Source organism: Thermosynechococcus sp. M3746_W2019_013, from assembly GCF_015296045.1.
Classification (GTDB): Bacteria; Cyanobacteriota; Cyanobacteriia; order Thermosynechococcales; family Thermosynechococcaceae; genus Thermosynechococcus.
On sequence record NZ_DVDW01000013.1, the window covers coordinates 103090 to 126671 of the forward strand.

Annotated in this window: 31 protein-coding genes; 16 read left to right on the forward strand and 15 right to left on the reverse strand. The window is 53.6% G+C overall.

Features of this window, described 5'->3' with window-relative positions:
* Window positions 1–4: 4 nt before the first annotated feature.
* A complete protein-coding gene (locus IGQ16_RS02350; RefSeq protein WP_297060108.1) occupies window positions 5–523 on the forward strand; it encodes a DUF721 domain-containing protein in 519 nt (172 codons plus the stop codon).
* Here the strand turns inward: IGQ16_RS02350 and cysE are convergent.
* The 3 genes from cysE to IGQ16_RS02365 all read right to left on the reverse strand — a co-directional run bounded on the left by cysE (window position 520) and on the right by IGQ16_RS02365 (window position 3497).
* Window positions 520–1260, reverse strand: coding sequence for a serine O-acetyltransferase (gene cysE / locus IGQ16_RS02355; RefSeq protein WP_024125781.1), 741 nt, complete (start codon window positions 1258–1260; stop codon window positions 520–522). The two genes, IGQ16_RS02350 and cysE, sit on opposite strands and share 4 nt — an antisense overlap.
* Before the next feature lie 75 nt (window positions 1261–1335).
* Window positions 1336–2946: a citramalate synthase gene (gene cimA / locus IGQ16_RS02360; protein WP_297060111.1), complete on the reverse strand. Its 1611-nt coding sequence runs from the start codon at window positions 2944–2946 to the stop codon at window positions 1336–1338.
* A complete protein-coding gene (locus tag IGQ16_RS02365; protein ID WP_024125779.1) occupies window positions 2943–3497 on the reverse strand; it encodes a late competence development ComFB family protein in 555 nt (184 codons plus the stop codon). Before IGQ16_RS02365 ends, cimA begins: the two co-directional genes overlap by 4 nt.
* 161 nt (window positions 3498–3658) lie before the next feature.
* On the opposite strand from IGQ16_RS02365, the gene IGQ16_RS02370 reads away from it, so the two are divergent.
* Window positions 3659–3928, forward strand: coding sequence for a hypothetical protein (locus tag IGQ16_RS02370; protein ID WP_024125778.1), 270 nt, complete (start codon window positions 3659–3661; stop codon window positions 3926–3928).
* 51 nt (window positions 3929–3979) lie between these two features.
* Window positions 3980–4858 carry an FHA domain-containing protein gene (locus IGQ16_RS02375; RefSeq protein WP_024125777.1) on the forward strand — a complete coding sequence of 293 codons (879 nt, stop codon included), beginning with the start codon at window positions 3980–3982 and terminating at the stop codon, window positions 4856–4858.
* Here IGQ16_RS02375 and scpB read toward each other — a convergent pair.
* From scpB to IGQ16_RS02405, 6 genes are all read right to left on the reverse strand, one after another.
* Window positions 4818–5339, reverse strand: a complete 522-nt coding sequence (gene scpB, locus IGQ16_RS02380; protein ID WP_024125776.1) for an SMC-Scp complex subunit ScpB — start codon at window positions 5337–5339, stop codon at window positions 4818–4820. The genes IGQ16_RS02375 and scpB overlap by 41 nt on opposite strands.
* A 3-nt stretch (window positions 5340–5342) precedes the next feature.
* Window positions 5343–6332, reverse strand: a complete 990-nt coding sequence (locus IGQ16_RS02385; RefSeq protein ID WP_024125775.1) for a beta-ketoacyl-ACP synthase III — start codon at window positions 6330–6332, stop codon at window positions 5343–5345.
* Window positions 6332–7357: a phosphate acyltransferase PlsX gene (gene plsX, locus IGQ16_RS02390; protein WP_024125774.1), complete on the reverse strand. Its 1026-nt coding sequence runs from the start codon at window positions 7355–7357 to the stop codon at window positions 6332–6334. The genes IGQ16_RS02385 and plsX overlap by 1 nt, the downstream gene beginning before the upstream one ends.
* A gap of 183 nt (window positions 7358–7540) precedes the next feature.
* Window positions 7541–8074, reverse strand: a complete 534-nt coding sequence (locus IGQ16_RS02395; RefSeq protein ID WP_024125773.1) for a gamma carbonic anhydrase family protein — start codon at window positions 8072–8074, stop codon at window positions 7541–7543.
* Window positions 8075–8118: 44 nt separating this feature from the next.
* On the reverse strand, window positions 8119–8778 hold the full coding sequence (locus tag IGQ16_RS02400; protein ID WP_024125772.1) for a DUF4335 domain-containing protein: 660 nt from the start codon (window positions 8776–8778) through the stop codon (window positions 8119–8121).
* Window positions 8778–9404, reverse strand: a complete 627-nt coding sequence (locus tag IGQ16_RS02405) for a DUF3038 domain-containing protein (RefSeq protein WP_297060113.1) — start codon at window positions 9402–9404, stop codon at window positions 8778–8780. Before IGQ16_RS02405 ends, IGQ16_RS02400 begins: the two co-directional genes overlap by 1 nt.
* Window positions 9405–9582: 178 nt before the next feature.
* On the opposite strand from IGQ16_RS02405, the gene IGQ16_RS02410 reads away from it, so the two are divergent.
* Together IGQ16_RS02410 and IGQ16_RS02415 are read left to right on the forward strand one after the other, a co-directional pair.
* Entirely contained in the window at window positions 9583–10020 is a 438-nt protein-coding gene (locus tag IGQ16_RS02410; protein WP_024125770.1) for a hypothetical protein, read from the forward strand.
* Window positions 10021–10052: 32 nt separating this feature from the next.
* Complete coding sequence (locus IGQ16_RS02415) at window positions 10053–10508, forward strand: YbjN domain-containing protein (RefSeq protein WP_024125769.1); 456 nt, start codon at window positions 10053–10055, stop codon at window positions 10506–10508.
* Here the strand turns inward: IGQ16_RS02415 and IGQ16_RS02420 are convergent.
* Together IGQ16_RS02420 and IGQ16_RS02425 are read right to left on the reverse strand one after the other, a co-directional pair.
* On the reverse strand, window positions 10498–11214 hold the full coding sequence (locus tag IGQ16_RS02420) for a pyridoxine 5'-phosphate synthase (protein WP_297060115.1): 717 nt from the start codon (window positions 11212–11214) through the stop codon (window positions 10498–10500). The two genes, IGQ16_RS02415 and IGQ16_RS02420, sit on opposite strands and share 11 nt — an antisense overlap.
* An 84-nt stretch (window positions 11215–11298) precedes the next feature.
* A complete protein-coding gene (locus IGQ16_RS02425; RefSeq protein WP_024125767.1) occupies window positions 11299–12495 on the reverse strand; it encodes a pentapeptide repeat-containing protein in 1197 nt (398 codons plus the stop codon).
* Between the two features lie 224 nt (window positions 12496–12719).
* Here IGQ16_RS02425 and IGQ16_RS02430 point away from each other — a divergent pair, with 224 nt between their 5' ends.
* The 3 genes from IGQ16_RS02430 to IGQ16_RS02440 all read left to right on the forward strand — a co-directional run bounded on the left by IGQ16_RS02430 (window position 12720) and on the right by IGQ16_RS02440 (window position 14285).
* Window positions 12720–12851: a photosystem II protein Y gene (locus IGQ16_RS02430; RefSeq protein WP_081711794.1), complete on the forward strand. Its 132-nt coding sequence runs from the start codon at window positions 12720–12722 to the stop codon at window positions 12849–12851.
* 141 nt (window positions 12852–12992) lie between these two features.
* Window positions 12993–13685: a HEAT repeat domain-containing protein gene (locus IGQ16_RS02435; protein ID WP_024125765.1), complete on the forward strand. Its 693-nt coding sequence runs from the start codon at window positions 12993–12995 to the stop codon at window positions 13683–13685.
* A 93-nt stretch (window positions 13686–13778) separates the two neighbouring features.
* Window positions 13779–14285: a hypothetical protein gene (locus IGQ16_RS02440; protein WP_024125764.1), complete on the forward strand. Its 507-nt coding sequence runs from the start codon at window positions 13779–13781 to the stop codon at window positions 14283–14285.
* A gap of 64 nt (window positions 14286–14349) precedes the next feature.
* Here IGQ16_RS02440 and raiA read toward each other — a convergent pair whose 3' ends face one another.
* Window positions 14350–14979 (reverse strand): ribosome-associated translation inhibitor RaiA, encoded by a 630-nt coding sequence (gene raiA / locus IGQ16_RS02445; RefSeq protein WP_024125763.1) that lies wholly within the window; start codon window positions 14977–14979, stop codon window positions 14350–14352.
* A 148-nt stretch (window positions 14980–15127) separates the two neighbouring features.
* Between raiA and lipB the strand changes: the two genes are divergently transcribed.
* From lipB to IGQ16_RS02460, 3 genes are all read left to right on the forward strand, one after another.
* Window positions 15128–15808, forward strand: coding sequence for a lipoyl(octanoyl) transferase LipB (gene lipB / locus IGQ16_RS02450; RefSeq protein WP_024125762.1), 681 nt, complete (start codon window positions 15128–15130; stop codon window positions 15806–15808).
* A 220-nt stretch (window positions 15809–16028) separates the two neighbouring features.
* Window positions 16029–17006 (forward strand): RNA polymerase sigma factor, RpoD/SigA family, encoded by a 978-nt coding sequence (locus IGQ16_RS02455; RefSeq protein WP_157869729.1) that lies wholly within the window; start codon window positions 16029–16031, stop codon window positions 17004–17006.
* Window positions 16987–17496, forward strand: a complete 510-nt coding sequence (locus IGQ16_RS02460) for a cupin domain-containing protein (RefSeq protein WP_024125760.1) — start codon at window positions 16987–16989, stop codon at window positions 17494–17496. Before IGQ16_RS02455 ends, IGQ16_RS02460 begins: the two co-directional genes overlap by 20 nt.
* Window positions 17497–17502: 6 nt before the next feature.
* On the opposite strand, the gene IGQ16_RS02465 is transcribed toward IGQ16_RS02460, so the two are convergent.
* A complete protein-coding gene (locus tag IGQ16_RS02465) occupies window positions 17503–19284 on the reverse strand; it encodes a mechanosensitive ion channel domain-containing protein (protein WP_297060120.1) in 1782 nt (593 codons plus the stop codon).
* A complete protein-coding gene (locus IGQ16_RS02470) occupies window positions 19281–19760 on the reverse strand; it encodes an ankyrin repeat domain-containing protein (RefSeq protein WP_024125758.1) in 480 nt (159 codons plus the stop codon). Before IGQ16_RS02470 ends, IGQ16_RS02465 begins: the two co-directional genes overlap by 4 nt.
* Before the next feature lie 82 nt (window positions 19761–19842).
* Here IGQ16_RS02470 and petN point away from each other — a divergent pair, with 82 nt between their 5' ends.
* The 5 genes from petN to dcd all read left to right on the forward strand — a co-directional run bounded on the left by petN (window position 19843) and on the right by dcd (window position 22919).
* Window positions 19843–19932, forward strand: coding sequence for a cytochrome b6-f complex subunit PetN (gene petN, locus IGQ16_RS02475; RefSeq protein WP_011056671.1), 90 nt, complete (start codon window positions 19843–19845; stop codon window positions 19930–19932).
* Between the two features lie 17 nt (window positions 19933–19949).
* Window positions 19950–20105, forward strand: coding sequence for a hypothetical protein (locus IGQ16_RS02480; protein ID WP_024125756.1), 156 nt, complete (start codon window positions 19950–19952; stop codon window positions 20103–20105).
* Entirely contained in the window at window positions 20105–21859 is a 1755-nt protein-coding gene (argS, locus tag IGQ16_RS02485; protein WP_297040150.1) for an arginine--tRNA ligase, read from the forward strand. Before IGQ16_RS02480 ends, argS begins: the two co-directional genes overlap by 1 nt.
* 67 nt (window positions 21860–21926) lie before the next feature.
* A complete protein-coding gene (locus IGQ16_RS02490) occupies window positions 21927–22268 on the forward strand; it encodes a hypothetical protein (protein ID WP_041429277.1) in 342 nt (113 codons plus the stop codon).
* Window positions 22269–22337: 69 nt separating this feature from the next.
* Window positions 22338–22919, forward strand: coding sequence for a dCTP deaminase (gene dcd, locus IGQ16_RS02495; RefSeq protein ID WP_041429276.1), 582 nt, complete (start codon window positions 22338–22340; stop codon window positions 22917–22919).
* Here the strand turns inward: dcd and IGQ16_RS02500 are convergent.
* On the reverse strand, window positions 22886–23582 hold a 697-nt coding region (locus tag IGQ16_RS02500; RefSeq protein ID WP_297060122.1), incomplete at its 5' end, for a hypothetical protein. The genes dcd and IGQ16_RS02500 overlap by 34 nt on opposite strands.

Genomic DNA, 23582 nt, shown 5'->3' on the forward strand with positions numbered 1-23582 from the left:
CGCAATGGCCTATACCCTACTGGCCACAGTACTTCAGCAATGGCAGCAGGCTCCTGAATGGCAACAGCCACACCATTTCTTGCGTATCTTGGCGCATTGGTCAGAGCTTGTGGGAGCGATTGTGGCTGAGCACACTGTACCACTGGAACTCACCGCTGAAGGGGTTTTGTTCGTGGCAGTTGCCAGTAGTACTTGGGCACATCATTTGACGTTCTCGCGATCGCCCCTGAGGGCTAAAATTCAGCAGACCCTAGGCATTAGCCTCAGCGATATTCGCTTCTCTCATCGAGACTGGCGTCCCCCACGCCCGGCGATCGCCCGCCCTGAGGCCTTACCGAAAGTAGGAAATCTTCCCAATGTGGCTCCTGCAGCCACTCCCCAGGAGGCCTTTCAACGGTGGCAAGTCCAAGTGTACCAGCGATCGCGAGACTATCCTCTGTGCCCCCGCTGTCAGTGCCCTACACCAGTCAAAGAATTGCAGCGCTGGGGAGTCTGTGGGCTGTGTTATGCGCGGTCAGCCTAAATACCAGCGCCGTTGAGAAACTCTTCAATGGGGCGATCGCTGAGGCGACAGGCTTGCCCTTGGGATGCTTGTAAATGTCCTTGAACCAGGGCAGGCACCTTTTCCTGCTGTTGCAGGGCTTGCACCTGTTGCTCTAGGAGTTCAATGCGATCCAACAGATAGCGAATGGCTTCGGCCTCAGAGTCAGGCAGTTGACCGTGTTCCAAGGGGGCAATTTTAGCTCCTGCACGATAGACAATCCGCCCGGGAATCCCCACCACCGTACAATCTGAAGGCACATCCCGCAGCACCACAGACCCTGCGCCAATGCGCACATTGTTCCCAATTGTGAGATTGCCCAACACCTTTGCCCCGGCACCAACAACCACATTTTCACCAAGGGTGGGGTGGCGCTTGCCGGTTTCTTTACCCGTCCCCCCCAGGGTGACCCCCTGATAAATCAAGCAATAGTCACCCACAACCGCTGTCTCACCAATGACGACCCCCATGCCATGATCAATGAAAACGCCCTTGCCAATCGTGGCGCCGGGGTGAATTTCAATCCCTGTGAGGAGGCGGGCAATGTGGGAAATAAACCGAGGGATAAAGGGAATACCCCGCCGCCAAAGCCAGTGGCTCAACCGATGCAGAACAATGGCCTGCAGTCCGGGATAGCAAAAAACAACCTCTAGCCAGTTGCGGGCAGCAGGATCCCGCTCAAAGATAATTTGAAAATCTGCTTTGAGGGTGCTGAGCACACGGGGCTCCTTGGCAGTGATGCAACCTAAACACCAGTTTTGATCTTAGCGGATTTTGTCAAGTTCTCAGAGGCTTCAGGAGACCATCAAAGGAGAAGCCTGCGATCGCCGAGTGCACTGTAGGCCATATTCGAGGGCTTCAGCAACCGCTTGGTAAGAAGCTTCAATGATATTGGCAGAGACCCCCACCGTTGCCCAGCGATCGCGCCCATTACTGGATTCCACCAGCACCCGAGTTTTAGCCGCCGTGCCCGCATGACCATCTAAAATCCGCACCTTGTAGTCCGTCAGGTGAAACTCGGCAATCTCTGGATAAAAGGACATCAAGGCCTTGCGCAGTGCTTGATCCAATGCCGAGACAGGGCCATTGCCCTCCGCCGCCGTGAGCATCTCCTCACCATTGACTTCAACTTTGACCGTGGCCAAAGACTGGCTGCGAATCGTGGCCTCCAGTTGGCGTGAATCAGTGCGGCAAAAGACATCAAAGCCCTTAAGAGTAAAGGGTCGCTGGCGTTGCCCTAGTACCTCCTGAATCAGCAGTTCAAAGCTAGCCTCCGCCGCTTCAAATTGATAGCCTTCGCTTTCTAGGTGCTTAATGCGCTCCAAAATCGTCCGACTCAGGGGATGCTGCCGATCCAACTCAAAGCCGAGTTCACTGGTTTTCGCCAAAATATTGCTGATGCCTGCCTGCTCAGAAATAATAATGCGCCGTTGATTGCCCACCACATGCGGCTCAATATGCTCGTAGGTACGGGGGTTGCGCTGCACAGCACTGACATGGACTCCCCCCTTGTGGGCAAAGGCCGACAGACCCACATAGGGCGCATGATCATCGGGGGCAAGGTTGACAATTTCACTCACATGGCGGCTTACTTCCGTCAGCGTCGCCAACTGCTCTGGGGTGACACAGTCATAGCCGAGTTTCAATTGCAGATTGGGAATCAAGGTACACAGATTGGCATTGCCACAGCGTTCGCCATAGCCGTTGATGGTTCCCTGCACCATCCGCACACCGCTTTGTACCGCCGCAAGGGCATTGGCCACTGCCGTCCCCGCATCATTGTGGGTGTGAATCCCCAAACAATCAAGACCACCCAAGTGCGCCATCACCTCTGCCACCACTGCCTGAATTTGATGGGGGAGGCAACCGCCATTGGTATCACAGAGAACTAACCAATCGGCGCCGGCTGCTAGAGCCGTTTCAAGGGTTTGGAGTGCATATTCGGGATTGGCAAAGTAACCATCAAACCAATGCTCAGCATCGTAGATCACCCGTCGTCCGTGGGATTTCAGAAACTGAATGGAATCGGCAATCATGGCGCAGTTTTCCGCCAAGCTGGTCTTAAGACCGTCAGTGACATGGAGATCCCAAGACTTGCCAAAGAGGGTCACCCAGCGAGTACCGGCTGCTAGGATCGGCTCAAACATTGGCTCCTCTGCCGCCTTGCGACCGGGGCGACGAGTGGCACAAAAAGCAACGATTTCTGCCTGTTGTAGGGGTGTCTCCTGCAACTGCCAAAAAAACTGTACGTCCTTGGGATTGGCTCCCGGCCACCCCCCCTCAATAAAGGGAATCCCAAGGCGATCCAGTTGGCGGGCAATCCGCAGTTTATCTTCCAGAGAGAGGGAGAGACCTTCTCGCTGGGCGCCATCGCGCAGGGTAGTATCGTACAGCCAAATTTTCACTGTGCCGACTCTCCCTTGGGACCCTCATAGTCATTGGCGTAGGCTTGGAGCAGAGAACTGACCTGGCTAAAGACCTCTTTACCGGAGGTTTTGCCAATGGCCGATCGCTCCGGATGAAATTGTGGTCGCGCCATGTTGTGGTTAATGGCCTCTTGAACTTGGGTGCGAATTATGTCCATTAGTTCTTCTTGGGCCCGCTGGCGCTGGTACTGCGCTCCCTCTTCGGTGGTGGCATAAAGGGGCGGCAGACGGTTGAGGGCATAGGCAGCAATATCTCCTAAATCAAGGGCACACTTTTGCTCTGCTTCAACAGCGGCGATGCGGGTCATGGCCTCCGTGAGCACCAGTTCTTCCATGACGTTGATAAATTGCTTGCGGGGGACAGCGACCACTTGACCCGTCAATAGGGCACCCATGAGGCGATCTAACGCCATGTAATCTTCCACGGAAAGTTCTGTGGCTTTATCGCAAATGCGTCCTACTTCTGCTTCCTGCGTTGGTGTCAAATAACCGTTGCGCAGTGCTTGCTCAACAATCTCTTGAATGCCCATAGGTGTTTCCAATGTAATTTCTCTGGGGAGATTTACCCCACTCAAATTTAGTATATGTGGTTAGTATATGTGGTATATGCTGAAAAACTATCAAGGTCAGATCACAAGATAAAATAATAATTGCTAGCAGCCTCCCATTTTAGGGCTTGCCGGGGTGGCCTATGGTTGTTTGGTTAGTCTCTTTTTTCCAGGCAGTAGGGCCAGTTCTAGTGCCAATTTGTTTTTGTTTTGCTTGGTTACTGCTGGCAATCTTGGCTTGGGATCTGTGGCAGCTGACCCAGGAGGGGCTGGCGATCGCTCGCCGCCTGCATCAAATTCCCTGTGCCCGCTGTCGGTTCTTTTCGGGAGACTATCGGTTAAAGTGTTCACTGCATCCCGATTGGGCAGCTACTGAAGCGGCTATTCAATGTCCTGACTATCATTTTGAATAAAGCCCTAAGGAACCTAATTTATTCCTAAAGGGAGTTGGAAGAGGGATCACCTTGCTACGACAGTATCCACAATTGGTCATCTCCACAGAGGCGAGCACCTATGTCGTCCCTCTTATCGAAGGAAATTCATGGGTGATTGGCCGGGGCAAAGACTGCACGATTGTTTTGGCGGATCGCTGGTCCTCCCGTCGCCATGCGATGATTCAGCGTCTGGATAATGATGATTACTACCTTATTGATTTGGGGAGTCGCAATGGCTCTATTCTCAATGGCCAAATGATTCAGGTGCCAACGCTTCTTAAAACGGGCGATCGCTTCATTATCGGCAAAACAACCCTTGAATTTCGCACTGATGAAGCTGTCTCCACCACACCGCCAGATGCCCCTGTTACCCTTCAACCCACCATTCTGATCATTCAACCCCCCGGCATTCAGGTACAAATTTGGCAAGAACTCCTGCGCAGTCAGGGTCTAGAAGTTGTCGTTGAATCGGGGCAAATCAACAGCCGCCGCATCATTAGTGATTTTGTGACCGTGATGCAGCGCAACCCTGACCTGTTGCTCCTTGATTCGCAACTGGAAAAACCGGATATTGGCAACCTCTTGAATTGGATCAAGGCAACGTATCCCCAGCTGCGCAGTTTCATCATTGATCGTTACGACAACCATATTTCCCCCGTGCAGCGACAATGGGCAGTAGAACATGGGGCAATGGATTGGTTGCCGGCACTGCCCGATGAAAATCTCACAATGTTTGGGGCGGAAATTGCGGCTCAATTGCGGCGCATTCTCAAGGCCTTGGGGCGCAACACACTAGAGCAAGAGAAGCTCGCAGTTACCCTTTTGAATCTGCAATTGGCGATAACTGATGATTTGCCCTCCCAGTTGCTCAGTGAGTATGTGAATCGTCCGCCCTTTCCTCTGCAATAGTTGGCAGTTGATCCACCTGAAAATACTGGTGAAAGCGCTCAGTGACTTGGAGGATATAGGAGCGACTTCGGTTATCCCGCCGCCGCTGAATAAACCCCAGGGTAAGGAGTTCTTGAATGTGTTGGTAGGCGCTAGAACCCCGCAGTGCAATCACCTCTGGTTGGCGAATGGGTCCACGAAGGGCAATTAGGGCTAATGTGCGTTGTGCCGCAACCCCCAATTCAACGGGGACAAGGGACTGAACTAGTTCTTGAAAGGCGGACTTTAGTTGCAGGCTATATTTATCGTCAATTTGGACAACTTCGAGGGCCGTCTGGCGATGGGCATAGTCGTTGAGGAGCTCAATCAGCGCTAGTTCAATGGCCTCAGGGTCAGTGCCGGCAAGGGCTGCCAGTTCAGTCAGCGTAAGGGGCTGTGCCTTCAGATATAGAATTGCCTCTACCCGCATCGTTAATGTACGCAGGTCGGTGTCCCCTTGCATAGGCTATTGCCAGCGGAACAGGGCAGCTCCCCAAGTTAAACCGGCACCAAAGCCAGCGGTGGCAATTAAATCTCCAGGTTGAATATGCCCCTGTTGAATCGGCTTGCTAAGGGCGAGGGGAATCGAGGCGGCGGAGGTATTGCCACACTGAGCCACATTGCTAATCACTTTCTCCTGAGGAATGCCTAAACGCTCAGCCACCGCGTCAAGGATGCGTTGGTTTGCCTGATGCAACACCAGCCAGTCAATTTCCTCAACGGTACACCCAGCGCGGTGCAGGGCTTTCTCAATCACCTCGGGAACTTGGGTGACGGCAAAGCGATACACTTCACGGCCATTCATAGCAATGGGAGCAAATCCGCCTTGGGCGATCGCGAGATTTTCCCCTAAGGTCTGGGGAGTACCCACAAAGGCAAGGGTAAGGTGCTCATTGAGGCGACCATCACTGCGCAGTTCAAAGCTCAAGAGCTGATCGACATCGCTGGCTTGCAAGACCATCGCGCCGGCGCCATCGCCAAAGAGAATGCAGGTACGGCGATCGCCCCAATCCACCCAACGGGAGAGAAGATCCCCCCCCACGACAAGGGCACTGCGGTAGGCACCGGTGCGCAAATACTGAGCCGCCGTGACCAAGGCAAAGAGAAAGCCAGAACAGGCCGCTGTCAAGTCGAAGGCCACGGCATTCACTGCCCCAATGCGAGTTTGCACCAAGCAGGCCGTACCAAAGAGATCATCGGGCGTCGAGGTAGCCAAGATGATCAAATCTACCGCTGTGGGTTCTAGTCCTGCCATCTGTAGGGCTGCCCCTGCTGCTTCGCTGGCCAGATCCACAAGGCACTGCTCAGGAGCCGCCACGTGCCGTTCTTGAATACCCGTACGGGACTGAATCCACTCATCTGAGGTGTCCACAAGGGCACTGAGGTGGGCATTGGTCAAGCATTGACGGGGGGTTGCCGCACCCACGCCGCTAAATTTAACGCCCTGCACAGTCACTAAGCCTGATCCTCAACGGCAACGGCATGCTGGTAACAGGCCTGAATCCGCTCTGAAACACGATGATCCACTGCTTCCTTGGCCAAGCGAATGGCATTAAAAATCGAGGGGGCTTGGGAACTGCCGTGGCTAATGATACAGATGCCATCCACCCCCAAAAGGAGGCCACCGCCATGTTCTGCATGATCAATGCGCTGCTTAATTTTGCGGAGATTGGGACGCAGCAGCGCCGTACCCAGTTGACCCCGCCAGCCCCGAGGTAACTCTTCACGGAGAATTTGTATGAGGACACTCCCCAAGGATTCAGCAAATTTGAGCAGAACGTTGCCGACAAACCCATCGCAGACCACAACATCAAATTGTCCCGACAGGACATCGCGGCCTTCTGCATTGCCCAAGAAGGAGATTTGGCGATTTTGCCGCAGGAGTTGATGCGCCTTTAGGGCCAGATCGTTGCCTTTACAGTCCTCTTCGCCAATGTTGAGCAAGCCCACCTTCGGATCGGACACATCTAAGACATACCGGCTATAGATGGATCCCATGAGTGCAAATTGCTCAAGGTATTTGGGGCGGCAGTCCACATTGGCGCCCACATCAAGCACGAGGACGGATTTGCCGGGGATGAGGGTGGGTAAGACTGCACCAATGGCGGGGCGATCGATCCCAGGGAGTCGGCCTAAGCGCAATAGTGCCGCGGCCATCGCTGCCCCTGAGTGACCAGCGGAAACAACTGCATCAGCCGCACCTGCTTTGACCAGATCCATCGCCACGTTAATCGAGGCCTTGGGCTTGCGTTTGAGGGCGCTGAGGGGTTCTTCCCCCATGTCAACAGCATCACTGGCTTCAATAATTTGGGGCTTGGCTGTGGGGGCATGTTCATCGAGGTAGCGCTGAATGGGCACCGGATCACCCACAAGGAGAATATCGGCATCTAATTCTTCACTGGCTCTGAGGGCGCCAGCAACAATCTCATCGGGAGCATAGTCACCCCCCATGGCATCCACAGCAATCCGTGCACGAGTCATTGGCTGAACTCTTACGACAAAATCCTTCAGAATTTTAGCAGATGGCAGGCCTTTTCCGGTGGATGGCCAATCCCCAGGGGCGGCCAGGGGGAGAGGGTCTTCGATCCCCCAATCCCTAGCCCAATTTGCAAAAAAGGGGCTAAAGTCCTCCTGAACCCTTCACTTGCCAAGCGGGAAGCCCATCTAGGCAGAGAAACCTAAATTGAGGCCTGTACCATTGTGGACATGGGCCAGTTGTTCGTACTTGCGGGCATGCTGACGTAGATCGGCGGCCTCAGTGTCACTCACTTCACGCACGACTTTGGCGGGAATGCCCAGAACCAACGAGCGGGGAGGAACATCTTTGCTGACCACTGCCCCAGCACCGACAATGCTGCCAGCTCCCACCCGAACGCCATTGAGAACCACCGCGCCAATGCCAATTAAGCAGCCGTCTTCCACCGTTGCCCCATGAATGACTGCGCGATGCCCAACAGTGACCTCTTCACCAAGAATCGTAGGCTGCCCCGGATCGCCATGGAGGATGGCACCATCTTGAACATTGGTGTGGGCACCAATCTCGATGTAGGCCACGTCACCGCGTAAAACAGCGCCGTACCAAATGCTACAGCCTTCAGCCAAGCGAACATCGCCAACAAGGGTGGCATTGGGGGCAATAAAGGCAGCGCGATCGCTGACAACGGGTGGCCAAAAAGCACTAGGGGCAGTGATTACCATGGTTTATCCCAACAAAAACCTAAACGACTGTTTGCAAACTCAACCTAAGGATTCGGAACTGCTGGTGTCGTAGGTGCCGGTGAGGGCGTGACGGCTTCCGGGGTGGGAGGGAGGGCCTCCTCTCGGGAAGGACGGCGTTCAGGCACGGGTAGGTGGAAAAAGATCGCAGCCATGACGGCTAAGCTGGCGGCGCCAATACCCAAGGGCATGAGTTGTTTGCGCAAGGGCACAGCAGGGGCGATCGCCCGCCGAGGGAGGGAATGGAATGTTGGTCTTAGGGTAGGCAGTGTCTGGCTATCACTACAGAGTTGATCTAGGGCCTCCACCAGATCCGCCAGTTGCAGCCAAGTGAGCTGCACTTCTAGGGGTTCAGGGGATGGCTCTGCATTCTCTTGGGGAGACGTTTGCAGCAACTTTCGCGGAATGTGGAGGGACACTTGATTAAAGCCCTGAATGTTGACCTGAATCGGGTACTGGGGCGATCGCCGCAACTTGACACCACTCAACCAGGTTTGGGCAGCGGCTGGCACGCTATTGAGCAAGGCCACAAGGAATTCTTTGCCCCCCTTGAGCCGCTGATTCTGGCCAACGATTTCCCACTCACAGAGGGTGACAATATCCAACTGTTCTGCGCCCGCTTGACTGCTGAGCCCTTCAATTCGCAGTGTGCAGTTGGGCAATGAATACTGGCGTTGCAGCAGCATTAACTCACTTCCCCGTCAAATAAACTCAACCAAAGGCGTTCCATGCCCTTTGTGCCTGCGCAGAGCAGAAGTTGTGCCAAAAGCTTTAGACCCAACTCATTGAGGGCTTGGTTATTTTTGTAGAGAAAGAGACCCGATCGCTGGAGGTTCATGCGTTTGCGGAAGTGACGGCGGAAGCGATCTAAATATTCCGCCAAGGGGGCATAGGTTTCCGGGGGCAAATTTTGCGCCTGCAACTGATCCAACACCAAAAGTAAATGCCGCAGGATTGCCGTCTGCCGCCGCGCCACTTGCACAACTACGGCGGTGAGGGCCTTTGTTTCCGCCAAGGGTAAGGGGGTACGCTGGGTAATTTGGCGAAAGGGATTGGTACAGCGAATTTGCCAAAATACAACCCGATTGGGGATCATCACTTGCAGTTGCAGATCCCGCAGCACTTGGAGCATCAACTCAGAGGCATTCAAATCAACGCACTCTAGGGCAAGCAACAATAAGTCTAATTGCCAACGGGCCCGCCGAGGACACAGACTCACCCCTTGGGGGTCGGGCAGTGCCGCCAACATCGGGGGTAATAGCTCCACCTCAGGGGATTGGATTGTTTCTGGCCTTGAGTTTGCCGTTTCCATACTCTCTAGAGTGCTCACTATACAGCAATGATGACAGGACGCATGGTGAAGTAGGTCTAAATGATCTTACCCGTTTCACCGATGACGACTGCCGCCTAGTCCTTAATGTTGCCCACGAGGCTGATTCTTCGAAAAATCAGGCTAGACTTGAGGGGAACCAGATGATTGTGAGGTTGCAATGAGTCAAGAAATTCCTCCCCCAGAAGCCTATGTGGTGCTTGGACTGGCTCATTGTTTTGTGCAAGTAGAGGGAAAACTCCAGCCCGTAGAGATTATTGAGCCGATTCCCTCAGCGGCCTTGGAAGCCCTGCTCCATGGCTTGCCCACTTCTTACAGTGAAGCCCATGCCCTCACCTACGGTGCTGCCCAAGACCCACAGCAGGTGCGACCGCAGTTTCCCCCCACTGCCCATCTGTGTGATGACTATGGCGATCGCCTTGCAGCCGCTGCCCGCACCTACATTGCCCGTCCCCAAAGTACCCGTCATATTCCCCTTGGCGAAACCTACCGCAACTTCAATACTTCCACAGAACGTCAACGGGTGCTCAATTCCGAGCGCATCGTGACCGCTGCCGACAATGTCAAACAACACGCCTATACCCACCAAGTCCTTTAACCTATTCTTAGATGCACTAGAGGGAAATGACTATGGTCAGTGAAGTACAGCCGGCGTCCTCAACCTCCCTTGATCTTGCCCCTGAAAATTGGGTTGAGACGATTGAAACTGTCATTTCCGGTCTTCACCAAGGGGACGCTCCCCGCGTTGGCCAAACGGACAGTGGCAAAATTTGGATGTTTCGCTACGGCAGTGCGGATGTTTTCGTACAACTGAGTGGCCAGACGGAGGAGGACTTTCTCACCATTTGGTCACCGGTGCTGCCCCTGCCTGTAACCGATGAATTGGGACTGTATCGTAAGCTGCTGACGTTGAACTGGCTGACTACCTTGGAAGCGCATTTTGCTATTGCCGAGGAACAAGTACAGGTAGTGGCTACCCGTACCTTAGGCGGCATCACTGCGGGTGAAATTGCTCGCTTAATTACGATTGTGGCAACCCTAGCCGATGACTACGATGACGCCCTTAGGGCTGAGTTTAAGGGCTAATGAGGGCTTTCATATCCCGTACCGCTTGTACCATCCCCACAAGAACGGCGCGGCTGATAATGGTGTGGCCAATATTGAGTTCTTCAATGCCTTCAAGGCGGGCGATCGCTCCGACATTGGTGTAGGTCAATCCATGGCCCGCATTCACCCGCAGGCCCAAGGATTTTGCCTGTTGGACACCGTGAGCTAAAATCGCCAGTTCCTGCTGTTGCGCCGCTTCCCCCTTGGCTTCAGCATAGCGGCCGGTGTGCAGTTCAATAAACTGAGCGGTGGTTTTGGCAGCTGCCTCCAGTTGAGCTGGATCGGCATCAATAAACAGGCTCACGGGAATTCCCGCTCTTTGCAGGGTTTGCACCACTTGGGTCAAGGGTTCCTGCTGACTCACCACATCTAGACCCCCTTCAGTGGTGACTTCTTCGCGCCGCTCAGGCACCAATGTCACGTAATCTGGGCGAATATCAAGGGCGATCGCCACCATTTCGGGGGTGGCAGCCATCTCTAGGTTCAAATGGGTGGATACCGTCTGCCGCAGGAGCCGCACATCTCGCTCTTGAATATGGCGACGATCTTCGCGCAGATGTACGGTAATGCCATCAGCTCCCCCCAGTTCTGCCAAAACGGCTGCGGCTATGGGATCGGGTTCGACCGTGCGCCGGGCTTGGCGAATTGTTGCCACATGATCAATGTTGACCCCTAGGGTTGCCACTGAATTGCTCCTTCGTTGGGATAGAAGCTCAACCTTTTGGATAATACACCAAGGGCATCCCCCGATTGCGCACCCCAGCAGCCGCTAGCGTCCCAACTTATTGGGAACTCCCTCACAGCCACCGGGAATCGTTTCGCGGGAACGGCTGCCACTCCAAGCACAGCAATAGTAGCGTTGTTCTTCGGAGAGGTTCTTGACATTGGTAAAGTTGACATCCTCGACCACTGCACCGGTTTGTGCCCCTGTGCGAAAGTTAGGGGGATTCAAGCGATCGCGGGGACTAGCCTGCTCGACTGTACCGTAAAATAGGCGAACACGACTGAGATCGGCATTCGTGAAATCCGCCCCCTGTAAAATCGCACCTGCGAGATTGGCTCGTGTCAAATTACAGTTGCGAAAGAGTGTTCCCGTTAGATTGGCATCACTCAATTCGGTCCAGCGCAAGTCGGTACCACTCAGATCAGCACCCGCTAGCATACTGCCAAGATTAATCACCCGCACACCGTATTCAATGTCCTCCTCATAGCCACCCAACCCATCAAAAATCGCCCGTCCCAGCCGGCGATCGCGCTTCAGCGGCGATAGTAGCTTTGCGCCTGACAAAAAGCGAATAATCTTGGCCTTGCCTTCGGCATCTAGTCCCGCCAAGATAGCAGCAGTGCGTCCTTCGGCGATCGCCCGCTCCGGCGGCCAATCCTCCAATAGGCCCTCATCGTCAAGGATGAGGTCGGCAATCCCTTGGAAATAACTGTCAATCGTTTGCTGTTGGGTAATGCGGTTCTGTTGAATTGTCAAATCCCGAGAGATGACATACTGTCGCCAAGCCACATAGGCCGCCAAGAGGGCCACCAAAATTTGCCCCAAGGCACCGAAGCCTTCAGCCAGTGCCCCTACTGCATCCCAATTTGTACCTTGAAACCGTGCCCGAATCCAGTCCATCGCCCCAGTCATGGCAATGAGTGCCACCACTGTCAAACTCAGACCCAATGCGGCCAAAATGAACTGCCGTTGCTGTTCCGTCAAATCCTCCGTAAACCAGTGGTAGGTCGAAGTCCAGACCAAGGGGAAACTCAGTCCCCCCAGCACTAGAGCAGCCACCACACCCAGCGCATCCCAATCCAGTCCCCAAGCCACCACAACAGTGACCATGGCGATTGGCATCAATACCGAACGCAGCGACTGCCAACCCGTGCGCCAACGATTGCGAGCTGCCAACACTTTACTGAGACGCAAAGCAGCCGCTGTTTGGTTTTCACGGAGAGTCATTTTATCTTCGCCCATCAAGATTTGTCCTTAAAGGAATTAACCCAATCATACAAACCCTTTCCCAAGGACAAAACATGCTTAAACGCGGGAAACTCAGCATTAGAGAAGGGATAGCCTGTCGGGGGTTTAGAAAAGGTCTGTGTCAGCATTTTTCTTGGGGACATGGCGCTCCCCCTTTCTCTCCTGAGAGAAGGTTGTACAATAATTCATAAAGTTTTCAGAAAACATTTTGGGAGGTTATGGGTATGGATTGGCGTGTCCTGATTGTCCTGTTACCTGTCCTACTGGCTGCAGGCTGGGCAGTTCGCAATATTTTGCCCTATGCAGTGAAGCAAGTTGAAAAGCTCCTGCAAAAAGCAAAAGCAGCCTAGGACTTGCATTTGAGCGGGTTGGTGGGCAAGTTCTCCCCAAGACATCAGCAGGCGTGTTGCCACTGGTTTGACTTTGGGGAGACTTTTCTATAATGGGAAGTGTATTGTTAATTTTTGTAAATTAGTTTTTAGGTTACTGCCATGCCTTCCCTCGAACAGCTTGCCCATCAACTGGAGAGTCCCAACTCCCGCGATCGCCTACTGGCGCTAGCGGCACTACGGGATGTCCCTTCTGCGGATGCCGTACCCCTGATTAAAAAAGTCCTTTGGGACGAAAATCTCCAAATTCGCTCAATGGCTGTCTTTGCCCTTGGTGTCAAATCCACACCGGAGTGCTTTGAAATTCTGGTGCAGTTGCTTGAGAGTGAGCCTGACTATGGCATTCGTGCCGATGCTGCGGGTGCCTTGGGCTATCTCGAAGATGGACGTGCCTTTGAACCTCTAGTGCGCGCCTTTTATGAAGACACCGATTGGTTAGTGCGCTTTAGTGCGGCTGTGGCCCTGGGCAACCTCAAGGATCCGCGGGCAGTAGATGTGTTGCGATCGGCGCTGAAAAGCGAGGAAGTGGTGATGCTTCAAGGAGCGATCGCCGCCCTAGGAGAAATTGGCGACCCCAGGGTTGTGGAAGATATTTTGCCCTTTGTCACCGCAGAGGATTGGTTGCTACGGCAACGGCTGGCTGAAGCTCTGGGCAACCTGCCTAGCCCCAAAACCCAAGCCGCTCTGGAATACCTCGCCAAAGACGAGCATCCCCATGTGGCATTAGCAGCTCAGATTTCTTTGCAACGCTTGCAGGAGCGGCTTTCCTCTGAAGTTCAGGGCACCGGCAATTGAGATCAATGAGATCAAACCCTTTGGTTACTGCGGCTTCTGCCACAACTCTCTAAACTGGAAAGAAAGGCGCGGCATCCGCAGTAACCTATCCCTATGTCTATCCGCATTAAATTTCTGCCTTACCTCGTGGCAGTGCTGATCGGGGTGATTGGTGCGATTATTCTTTCACAACTGCACTTTACACTGTGGTGGGAGCCCGACCTACTGACACAACCGCCACCCATTGTGGAGGCAGAACCAGAAACCGCTGCTGTTGAACCCTTACCGACTCCCCAGGTGCCAAGCAACCCGCAACCGAATGGTCTGCGCGTCAGTAATCAGACGGCCTTTCCTGTGCGCGTGGTCTTGCTTGCTGCCCGCGATCGCGCCCATCCCAACACCGGGGCAGTTCACTGGGATTTTGCTCCTATGGAAGGTAACCTTAGGGGATTACTGTTAACACTGCCCGAAGGTAAGCTCACCCTCCAGTCGGGGGATATTGTCTTGGCCTTTACCCTCGATGGTTCCAAACGCTACTGGGGACCCTATGTGATTGGTGAAAATAGCGAACTGCAGCGCGATCGCCAGAGCCAAGAGTGGCAGTTGGTCCTCCGCCCCTAGGGGACTTCCTAGGTTGGCAGAGGGACTTTTACACCAATGGCCTACCAATGGCCTCTCTCTTGTGTTAATGGCTAGCCTTGGCCGTGGCTTTGGCAGCGGCATCAGCAGTATCGTGATGGTGGTTATTGGAAGTGGGCCGGGGTTGAATGACACCATAGCCCCCATGATTGCGTTCATAGACCACGTTGATTTCTCCCGTATCGCGATTGCGGAAGACATAGAAGTCGTGATCCACCATTTCTAGGTGCTCAAGGGCTTCTTGGATGGTCATCGGCGGCATGGCAAAGTATTTCATCCGCACCACTTGTTCGGGCAGTTGTGGTGTGCGATCGCCCACTAGATCAGTCACCACTTCAGGTTCAACAACACTATTGGTGTCCTTAGCGCGGGACTTATCTTGGCGTTTTTCTTTGAGCTTGCGAAGTTTGCGCGCAATTTTGTCAGCAACGAGATCAATACTGGCGTAGAGATTTTCACTGCTTTCTTCGGCGCGAATCACTGAGCCATTAGCAAATAGGGTCACTTCCGCGGTTTGTTTGGGGGCTGTGCTGCGGTTACGAGCCACGGAAAGATGCACATCAACTTCGTTAATCACATTCTGGAAATGACTGGTGGCTCGCTCAATTTTTTGGTTCACATAGCTGCGAATGCCATCCGTAATGTCAATGTTTTTACCGTGAATCACTAGCCTCATAGGGTTGCCTCCCCTGAGCAAAACAGGCTGATCTACTTCCACCCTAACATCTTCGTATCGGGGATTACAGGGCATCCTGAGGCTCTTCACCTTTATTCGTGTTCTGTGATAATTCTTATCATCTAGCTCTTGACAATTTGGCACCCCTATGAAAAGTGCCCTCGGTTGGCATTGTGCCTTGGGAATCATCCCCTACCGCGATGCTTGGCGCTGGCAACAACAACTGGTGGCTGAGCGCCGTCAAAATCCCGCAGCCCCAGATGTTCTCCTCACCCTTGAGCATCCCGCCATCTACACCCTTGGCCAAGGGGCAACCACCACCCACATTCACTTTGATCCCGTAGCTACAGGCATTGAGGTATTGCGTATTGAGCGGGGAGGCGATGTCACCTACCACTGCCCTGGCCAATTGGTGGCCTACCCGATTTTGAATTTACGCCGCCACTGCTGCGATTTGCATTGGTATCTCCACCAGTTGGAGGAAGTCGTAATTCAAACCCTAGGACACTATGGCATTAAAGGGGAGCGCGTTGCCGGCCTGACGGGTGTTTGGGTAGAGGGATACAAGGTGGCCGCAATTGGGATCAAGGTGACCCGTTGGATTAGCTTCCACGGCATTGCCCTCAATGTGGTGAACGATCTAAAGGGTTTTGGTCGCATTGTCCCCTGTGGCATTGGTGATCGCCCGGTGGGCAACCTGCGGCAATTTTGTGCCGACATTCAACTGGAGGATGTCCGGCAGCAGTTTGTTGCTGCCTTTAGCCGGGTTTTTGGGCTCGAATTTGCCCCCAAAGCCCTTGCTGATCTCCTGATCCCCATCTCTAGTTGACAAAGTTTAATCTTTATTTCAGGAATTGGCTGTTATGAATTGGCAACTTTCAGGGCACAATTTAAGTCTAAGTAGATTAGGATACAGGCCAACTCCCTCTCCTTTGCTAGGCTAACCCTATACAAACCTCCGCTTTATCAGTACGAGTCGTCATCTTCATCTCGATAAATCTTTTATCTACATTCTTCCTTGCCAAATAGTGTTTAGAACCTGTGCTGCTATGATGAACTCCGCTTCTAAAACGCCAACCCCCACCGCTAGCACCGACATGGTGCGCACCTACCTCCAGGAAATTGGGCGCGTGCCGCTGCTGACCCATGAGCAGGAAATTATTCTGGGTAAACAGGTGCAGCAAATGATGGCACTGCGGGAAAAACGCGATGCCTTGACCAAAGAACTCGGACGCGAAGCCACTTTTGAAGAATGGGCGGCGGCCTGTAATCTGACGCCTACGGAATTGCGCAATATCCTCAAGCGCGGCGAACGCGCCAAGCAAAAAATGATTGAAGCCAACCTACGGCTTGTGGTTTCGGTGGCCAAGAAGTATCAAAAACGTAATCTTGAATTGCTGGACTTGGTGCAAGAGGGCACCCTGGGTCTCGAACGCGGTGTGGAGAAGTTTGATCCCACGCGGGGCTACAAGTTCTCTACCTATGCCTATTGGTGGATTCGTCAGGCAATTACACGGGCGATCGCCCAACAGGCGCGGACAATTCGGCTGCCCATCCATATCACTGAAAAGCTCAACAAGATCAAACGCACCCAACGGGAACTGGCGCAAAAACTGGGACGGAGTGCGACGCCTGCTGAGGTGGCTGAGGCTCTAGAACTCGAACCCGAGCAAATTCGGGAATACCTGACCCTTGCTCGCCAACCCGTTTCCCTTGATCTACGTGTGGGGGACAATCAGGACACTGAACTCGGTGAACTGCTCGAGGATGACAGTCTTTCGCCAGAGCAATTTACCACAGTGGAGTCCCTGCGGGATGAGGTCAACCTGTGGCTGGCGGAACTCACCCCCCAACAACGGCAAGTCCTCACCCTGCGCTACGGGTTGGGGGATGGCCAAGAACGGTCCCTCGCCAAGGTGGGTGAGCAACTCAACCTCAGCCGTGAACGGGTGCGGCAACTGGAGCGGCAAGCCCTTGATCACCTGCGGCGGCGGCGCCGGCAAATGTATGAATACTTGGCCAGCTAAGGCGTGGATTGAGGCACTTGACCTGCAACCCCATCCGGAGGGGGGCTATTTCCGCGAGGTTTATCGCTCAGCAGGGAGCATTCCCAGAGCAGTTTTGCCCTCAGGCTTTCAGGGGGGCGATCGCGCCTACTGTACGAGCATCTATTTCTTGCTCCCCTCCACGGCCTGCTCGCGACTCCACCGCATTGCCAGTGATGAACTGTGGCACTTTTACACAGGCAGTAGCCTAACGCTCCATGTGATTCTACCGACGGGTGAGTACCAGCCCCTACGGTTGGGGATCAACCTGGATCAGGGGGAGCAATTGCAACAGGTGGTACCGGCGGGGGCATGGTTTGGAGCAACGGTGGATACGCCAGACAGTTTTAGTCTGGTGGGCTGTACGGTGGCACCGGGATTTGACTTTCGCGATTTTGAATTGGGCGATCGCCAGCAGTTACAGCAGCAGTTTCCCCAACACCAGAGATTAATTGAACGCTTGACGCTCTAAACATTTCTAAACATTAAAGAGGGTTTGCAAACGGTGACGAATCCACTGCAAGGGGGGCAGGCTTTTGATTTCTTGGGAGTTCACTAGGCCAAGTTCTTGAAGCACCTGCTGTCGTGCCGCCAGTTCATGGGCAATCTCCTCTGCCAATTGGGGGTGAGCTTGCAGCAGTCGCTGTACCGCTGAGCGAGGGACAACGAATAATGAAGTTGCCTCTAGTGCCCGCACGGTGGCAGATCGTGGCATTCCCGTCAGCACTGAAATTTCCCCAAAGAAACTCCCCCCATAGAGCGTGGCTAAGATTTGATCCAACTGCTCTGAGTACACTTCCACTGATCCCTCAAGGACAATGTAAAAGGCATCTCCCGGGCTCCCTTCGCGACAAATCGCTTCCCCTCTACCATAAAACTGGCGAGTACCCAACTCAATCAGCATTTGCAACTGGGCATTGGAACAGTGGGAGAAATAACTGATATTGCGCAGCATATCCGCCAAGGAGAGTTTCGCCTGAGGGTTTTTTTCAACAGTGGGTTCAGCAGCCGTCGGGGACTCGGCGTCCCTTGCCTCTGAATGCTGGTAATACTGGGTCAAAGAACGCAGTTCCCCCAAATCTCGCAACCGTAGATCCAACTGGGGAAAGGGAACCTCAATATGCCGCTGCCGTAGCTCTTGCTCAATGAGGAAATTGAGAGCACTTTTAATGGGTTCAGAATCTTGGGGGCGGTTAATCCAGACCAGCAATTCAAAGAGATAGGCACTCTGCCCAAAACCGCGAAACCAAACGCTAGGGGGTGGGGTTAGTAGGACGCGCGGATCCTGACGGGCAGCACTCAGGAGCGCTTCAGTGACCAGAACCGTATCACTGCCGTAGGCAACACTTACGGGGATATGGATGCGGCTATCGGGGCTACCGTAACTCCAGTTGACGACGTTCTTTTCAATAAAGCGGTTGTTGGGGACAATGACGTACTGGCTGTCGTTGGTGCGGATAATCGTAGCCCGAATAGAGATCTTCTCAACGGTGCCCAAGAGACCATCTACCTCGATAAAGTCACCCACTTTAATGGGGCGCTCCAGTAGAAGCGCTAGGCCACTAATGAAGTTACTGGCGAGGGTTTGTAAACCAAACCCAAAACCAATCCCCAAAACCCCCGCCAACACCGTGAGGGAACTGAGATCAATGCCTGCTGTTTGCAGGACAACAATAAAACCAATAAAACTGAGGCTATAGCTGACAACACGGGTAACGGTTTCTTGACTGCCCCGATCCACCCGCAACTGTGCGAGAATTCGGTCTTTGAGCCACTCACTGATCCAGCGGGAGGTAAAAATCACCAGAACAAAGAGAAAGACAACTAAAAAGAGAAAGTTCAGTGTGATTTTTGTTCGCCCCAACTCTATAAGGGGGGTATTAAAGACAACCCCGACTCGCTGCAGGAGGAACTGAATTGCATTCTCAATGTGCCCCTGCCAAGGGGCTAAACTTTCAACCGATTGCAGCACCCAAGACAAAATTAATGCCCAAAGTAAAACCCGCAACGTCAGGCGCAATAGACTGGCCACTAGTGAAAACCAGGGTTGGGAGTGTTGACTAACTTTGCTATGGAGCCGCTGTTGCAGTTGATCAATGCCCTTTAGCAGTAGCCAGTCGGTGACAACGGCGATCGCCACAAGGGCAACGATTTGACTAGCCTCAATCAATGCCACCCGTAGGCGCTGGGTGCGTGTGAGTTGGGCAATGAGCAGCCCTGCAGGCACTGCCGCTAAAAAGAGATTTAGATACCTAATCATGGTCCCAAAGAGTGTGCGCGAGCGGCTTTAATGACTGCCACCACGTCGGCATGTTTCCCGTCTAGCGCCCACACCAAAGCCGTCCAAGAATTCTGATCCTTGGCGTTGAGATCTGCACCGGCTGCAATCAGTTGTTTAACTGTAGCCGTTTGGCCCTTTGCCGCTGCGGCCATTAAGGGGGTCAGACCAAAGACCGTTTGAGCATTGACATTGGCACCGGCTGCTAGGAGTTTCTCAACAATGGCGGTATGTCCTCCACCGGCTGCAGCCATCAATGGTGTCCAACCCTCACTGTCTCCTTGGTTGACCTCTACCCCTGCGGCAATCAACGCCTCCACAATCTGGATGCGACCCAGTTCTGCTGCCAGTGCCAAGGCCTCTGCTGGGATTTCAAGGCCGCTGGCGATCGCCTCCTGAATAGCGGCCAGGTTTCCTTGCTCAATCGCGGTTTCAATGGCTGTCATCCGCTGCATCATTGCCTGTGGCCTGCCTCTAATAAGGAAAAGATAATCTATCTGAGTTAAAATGGGGTCTGCATTGAGTTCGGGATTGCATGCTATGGATATTATCACGCTCGGTTGGGTGGGTGTTCTCAGTGTCTTTACGCTTTCGATCGCCTTTGTGGTCTGGGGGCGTCACGGCATGTAGCGCATCGGGCTGGGGGTATGACCACTTCATTGGCCGATCTTTTGATTCTGGTGGCTCTGCTGCTACTAATTGTCGTGACTGGTGGCATTGGCTATCTGACCTTTGCTGAGTGGCGCGATCGCCGGCGTCTGCAGGCGGAGCAAAAAGAACAACGACGGGGGCGCAAACGTTAATGGTTGCTCCTCTAAAGGTTTTGGGCGATCGCCTCCGCAGTGCTCTGCAAGCGGCCCTTCCCCTAGATACCTTTCCCCAACCCCTGTTAGTGCCAGCCAGTCAAGCAAAGTTTGGCGACTATCAATCCAATGTTTGCCTCAGCCTCGCCAAGCAACTGGGCAAAGCGCCCCGTGAGCTAGCCCAAGAGGTTGTGGCACATCTGGAAGTTGAGGATCTCTGTCAACCCGTTGAAATTGCGGGGCCTGGCTTCCTGAACTTTCGCCTAAAACCAGCGTTTTTGGCCTCCACTCTGCAAGCTGCTCTTGGGAGCGATCGCTTGGGCATTCCGCCAGCACGAGAGCCACAACGGGTGGTGGTTGATTTTTCCAGCCCCAACATTGCCAAGGAAATGCACGTGGGTCATCTGCGCTCCACAATTATTGGTGACTGCATTGCCCGCATTCTTGAATTTCAAGGCCATAATGTTCTGCGGCTCAACCATGTGGGGGACTGGGGTACCCAATTTGGCATGCTGATTGCCTACTTGGATGAGGTTTATCCTGACGCCCTGACTACCGCTAATGTCCTTGACTTGGGGGACTTAGTAACATTTTACAAAAAGGCCAAGCAACGCTTTGACAGCGATCCTGAATTTCAGCAAAAAGCACGGGCAAAGGTGGTCGCACTTCAGCAAGGGGAAGAGCAGAGTCGCCGTGCTTGGCAGCTCCTGTGTGAGCAATCCCGCCGCGAGTTTCAAAAGATCTATGATCTGCTGGATATTCAACTCACAGAGCGAGGGGAGTCCTTCTACAATCCCTTTTTACCGGCGGTGATTGAGGACTTGGCTGCTTGCGGCCTACTGGTGGAAGATCAGGGGGCAAAGGTGGTCTTCCTCGAGGGCTTCACCAATAAAGAAGGGCAACCCCAACCCTTGATTATTCAGAAGTCCGATGGGGGCTACAACTACGCAACCACGGATTTAGCTGCCCTCCGCTATCGCATTGACAAAGACCAAGCCGATTGGATTATTTACGTCACTGATGTTGGGCAGTCCACCCACTTTGCCCAGGTGTTTCAGGTGGCGCAGCGCGCTGGTTGGGTGCCGCCCCATGTAACGTTAACCCATGTCCCCTTTGGCTTGGTCCTGGGGGAGGATGGCAAACGCTTGAAAACCCGCTCAGGGGAAACAATTCGCCTCATCGATTTACTGACGGAGGCGATCGCCCGTAGTCGAGCAGATTTAGAGCAGCGTCTTGCTGCCGAAGGTCGCACCGAGTCCTCTGAATTTATTGATACCGTGGCACGGGCGATCGGCATCGGTGCTGTCAAGTATGCCGATCTCAGCCAAAACCGCAACAGCAACTACGTCTTTAGCTACGACAAGATGCTCTCTTTACAAGGCAACACTGCGCCCTACCTCCTCTATGCCTATGTGCGTGTCCAAGGCCTAACACGGCGCGGCGACATTGATTGGTGTACCCTCTCACCAGATACCCCCCTATTTCTAGAGGATGAGACCGAGCAAAACCTTGCCAAACACCTTGTGCAACTCGAGGAAACCCTTGACCTTGTTAGCACGGAGCTATTGCCCAACCGCCTCTGCCAATACCTCTTTGAACTAAGCCAGCTTTTCAACCAGTTCTACGATCGCTGCCCTATCCTCTCGGCTACTGCGCCAACGAAGCAATCCCGTCTAACTCTTGCCTATCTCACTGCTCAAACGCTGAAACTAGGGCTATCTCTTCTGGGGATTCCAGTTTTGGATCGGATTTAGGGCCTACTGGTTACCCTGGGGCACATCAGGCCATTTCCGGGAAGGGATTTTCTAAAGGATGGAAAGGATGGCAGGCCTATTCTCCAGTCTCTTGCTGGCGGTTATTGTCCTGCTGACATGGCCCCATCTCTACCTCATCCAGTTTTATTTTTGGCTATTTCGCCGCCAGTTGCCCAACAGCCTAGAACTGGGTGGCTTGTTCATCGTGTGGGCGATCGCAGGGGGTACGGGTCTTGGCTTCCTAGTGAGTCTCGCCCTTGGGTTTGTTCTATTGCCGTGGCTTTGGCCAGAGGTGGATGAGATAGGGCAATGGTTCACTGTAGCTGCGATCTACTTCGTCAATTCCCTCATTTGGTTTGAATTAGGCTATCGCTGGGGTCAGCGCCAAGCAAAGCGCCTCGAGTCTTGAGTGGGTTCTATTCATGGGAAAAGGGCTGTAATATACATCATGGGTGGTTTGTGCGGTTGCGGCAGCGGAATGATTAAAAATGACGTTTGGATTCGGGCCATGGCTGTCCAAGGCATGATTCAGCCCTTTGAGCCAACATTAGTGCGGCGGGTGGCTGAGCAGCCCGTGATTAGTTTTGGTCTTTCTTCCTACGGTTACGATATTCGCCTCAGCCCCAAGGAGTTTCGTATCTTTCGCCATGTGCCCGGGACAGTGGTGGATCCAAAGAACTTTAACCCTGCCAATTTAGAATTTGCCCCCCTCCATGAGGATGCCAATGGCATGTTTTTTATTTTGCCCGCCCATTCCTACGGCCTTGGGGTCGCCCTAGAACGGCTACAGGTACCCGAAAATGTCACGGTTCTGTGTATTGGTAAAAGTTCCTATGCACGGGCGGGAATTATCGCCAACTTGACACCGGCAGAAGCGGGCTGGCGAGGCCATCTGACCTTAGAATTTTCGAATTCCTCCAGTGCCGATTGCCGTATCTATGCCAATGAGGGAGTTGTGCAGTTGCTCTTTTTTGAAGGTGAACCCTGTGATGTGAGTTATGAAACACGGCGGGGCAAATACCAAGATCAGCCGGAGGCCGTTACATTGGCGCGGGTTTGAGTGAGTTGCTGCAACAGTCGTTGGGGTCCATGGTGTCCCCACTGATAGCCCTGCTGAAGATAGGGGTCGAGCCGGCGGCGAATCTGTTGGTAACCCCAGAAGATCACTCCCCCCTGTAGAACAACATTGGTATTGACTCCCCAGAGGTCAGTGCCGAAGGTTAAGCCTGGCCAACTGGTGAGATAAATCGCCGCATACCACAGCAAGACAAACTGACTCAGACTCCCAAAAGCCGGCAGGGGAAAAGGCACGCCGTAGGCTTGGCACGCTTTGCGGATATAAGCAAGGGTACTGATCATGGCCAGCACCACATCGAAAAATCCCCCCGGCAGCAGTAGGCTAGCCACCATCTGTGCGGTTAACCAAGACCATGCCGACGTGTCTTGGGGGCCAAGAGCTGCCCCGAGGCTCTGTTCAACTTGACTGGCTTGGTGGAGAATTCGTAGAGCACGGGCTTGAGGAGCCTCCTGTTGTAGCCACTGTTGAAGTAGCTGTCGCAGTTCTGGAATTCCCTGACCCGTTGTGCTGCTCACGGCAATACCTTCAGCCATTGGTGGGTAGAGATCCGCCTTGGCGAGAATGAGCTTGTGGGGAATCCTAAGGGTGCGCAGGCGATCGCGGGCTTGGCATTCAACGGGGGTGAAGCTGTCTTGGGTCACAAAA

Excerpts from the sequence above, each read along its gene's own strand:
- IGQ16_RS02350 (WP_297060108.1), top strand. The coding sequence starts at position 5 with ATGGCCTATACCCTACTGGCCACAGTACTTCAGCAATGGCAGCAGGCT.
- IGQ16_RS02365 (WP_024125779.1), bottom strand. The coding sequence starts at position 3,497 with ATGGGCATTCAAGAGATTGTTGAGCAAGCACTGCGCAACGGTTATTTG.
- IGQ16_RS02370 (WP_024125778.1), top strand. The coding sequence starts at position 3,659 with ATGGTTGTTTGGTTAGTCTCTTTTTTCCAGGCAGTAGGGCCAGTTCTA.
- scpB (WP_024125776.1), bottom strand. The coding sequence starts at position 5,339 with ATGCAAGGGGACACCGACCTGCGTACATTAACGATGCGGGTAGAGGCA.
- plsX (WP_024125774.1), bottom strand. The coding sequence starts at position 7,357 with ATGACTCGTGCACGGATTGCTGTGGATGCCATGGGGGGTGACTATGCT.
- IGQ16_RS02395 (WP_024125773.1), bottom strand. The coding sequence starts at position 8,074 with ATGGTAATCACTGCCCCTAGTGCTTTTTGGCCACCCGTTGTCAGCGAT.
- IGQ16_RS02400 (WP_024125772.1), bottom strand. The coding sequence starts at position 8,778 with ATGCTGCTGCAACGCCAGTATTCATTGCCCAACTGCACACTGCGAATT.
- IGQ16_RS02405 (WP_297060113.1), bottom strand. The coding sequence starts at position 9,404 with ATGGAAACGGCAAACTCAAGGCCAGAAACAATCCAATCCCCTGAGGTG.
- IGQ16_RS02410 (WP_024125770.1), top strand. The coding sequence starts at position 9,583 with ATGAGTCAAGAAATTCCTCCCCCAGAAGCCTATGTGGTGCTTGGACTG.
- IGQ16_RS02415 (WP_024125769.1), top strand. The coding sequence starts at position 10,053 with ATGGTCAGTGAAGTACAGCCGGCGTCCTCAACCTCCCTTGATCTTGCC.
- IGQ16_RS02425 (WP_024125767.1), bottom strand. The coding sequence starts at position 12,495 with ATGGGCGAAGATAAAATGACTCTCCGTGAAAACCAAACAGCGGCTGCT.
- IGQ16_RS02430 (WP_081711794.1), top strand. The coding sequence starts at position 12,720 with ATGGGTATGGATTGGCGTGTCCTGATTGTCCTGTTACCTGTCCTACTG.
- IGQ16_RS02435 (WP_024125765.1), top strand. The coding sequence starts at position 12,993 with ATGCCTTCCCTCGAACAGCTTGCCCATCAACTGGAGAGTCCCAACTCC.
- IGQ16_RS02440 (WP_024125764.1), top strand. The coding sequence starts at position 13,779 with ATGTCTATCCGCATTAAATTTCTGCCTTACCTCGTGGCAGTGCTGATC.
- raiA (WP_024125763.1), bottom strand. The coding sequence starts at position 14,979 with ATGAGGCTAGTGATTCACGGTAAAAACATTGACATTACGGATGGCATT.
- lipB (WP_024125762.1), top strand. The coding sequence starts at position 15,128 with ATGAAAAGTGCCCTCGGTTGGCATTGTGCCTTGGGAATCATCCCCTAC.
- IGQ16_RS02455 (WP_157869729.1), top strand. The coding sequence starts at position 16,029 with ATGATGAACTCCGCTTCTAAAACGCCAACCCCCACCGCTAGCACCGAC.
- IGQ16_RS02460 (WP_024125760.1), top strand. The coding sequence starts at position 16,987 with ATGAATACTTGGCCAGCTAAGGCGTGGATTGAGGCACTTGACCTGCAA.
- IGQ16_RS02465 (WP_297060120.1), bottom strand. The coding sequence starts at position 19,284 with ATGATTAGGTATCTAAATCTCTTTTTAGCGGCAGTGCCTGCAGGGCTG.
- IGQ16_RS02470 (WP_024125758.1), bottom strand. The coding sequence starts at position 19,760 with ATGATGCAGCGGATGACAGCCATTGAAACCGCGATTGAGCAAGGAAAC.
- petN (WP_011056671.1), top strand. The coding sequence starts at position 19,843 with ATGGATATTATCACGCTCGGTTGGGTGGGTGTTCTCAGTGTCTTTACG.
- IGQ16_RS02480 (WP_024125756.1), top strand. The coding sequence starts at position 19,950 with ATGACCACTTCATTGGCCGATCTTTTGATTCTGGTGGCTCTGCTGCTA.
- argS (WP_297040150.1), top strand. The coding sequence starts at position 20,105 with ATGGTTGCTCCTCTAAAGGTTTTGGGCGATCGCCTCCGCAGTGCTCTG.
- IGQ16_RS02490 (WP_041429277.1), top strand. The coding sequence starts at position 21,927 with ATGGCAGGCCTATTCTCCAGTCTCTTGCTGGCGGTTATTGTCCTGCTG.
- dcd (WP_041429276.1), top strand. The coding sequence starts at position 22,338 with ATGATTAAAAATGACGTTTGGATTCGGGCCATGGCTGTCCAAGGCATG.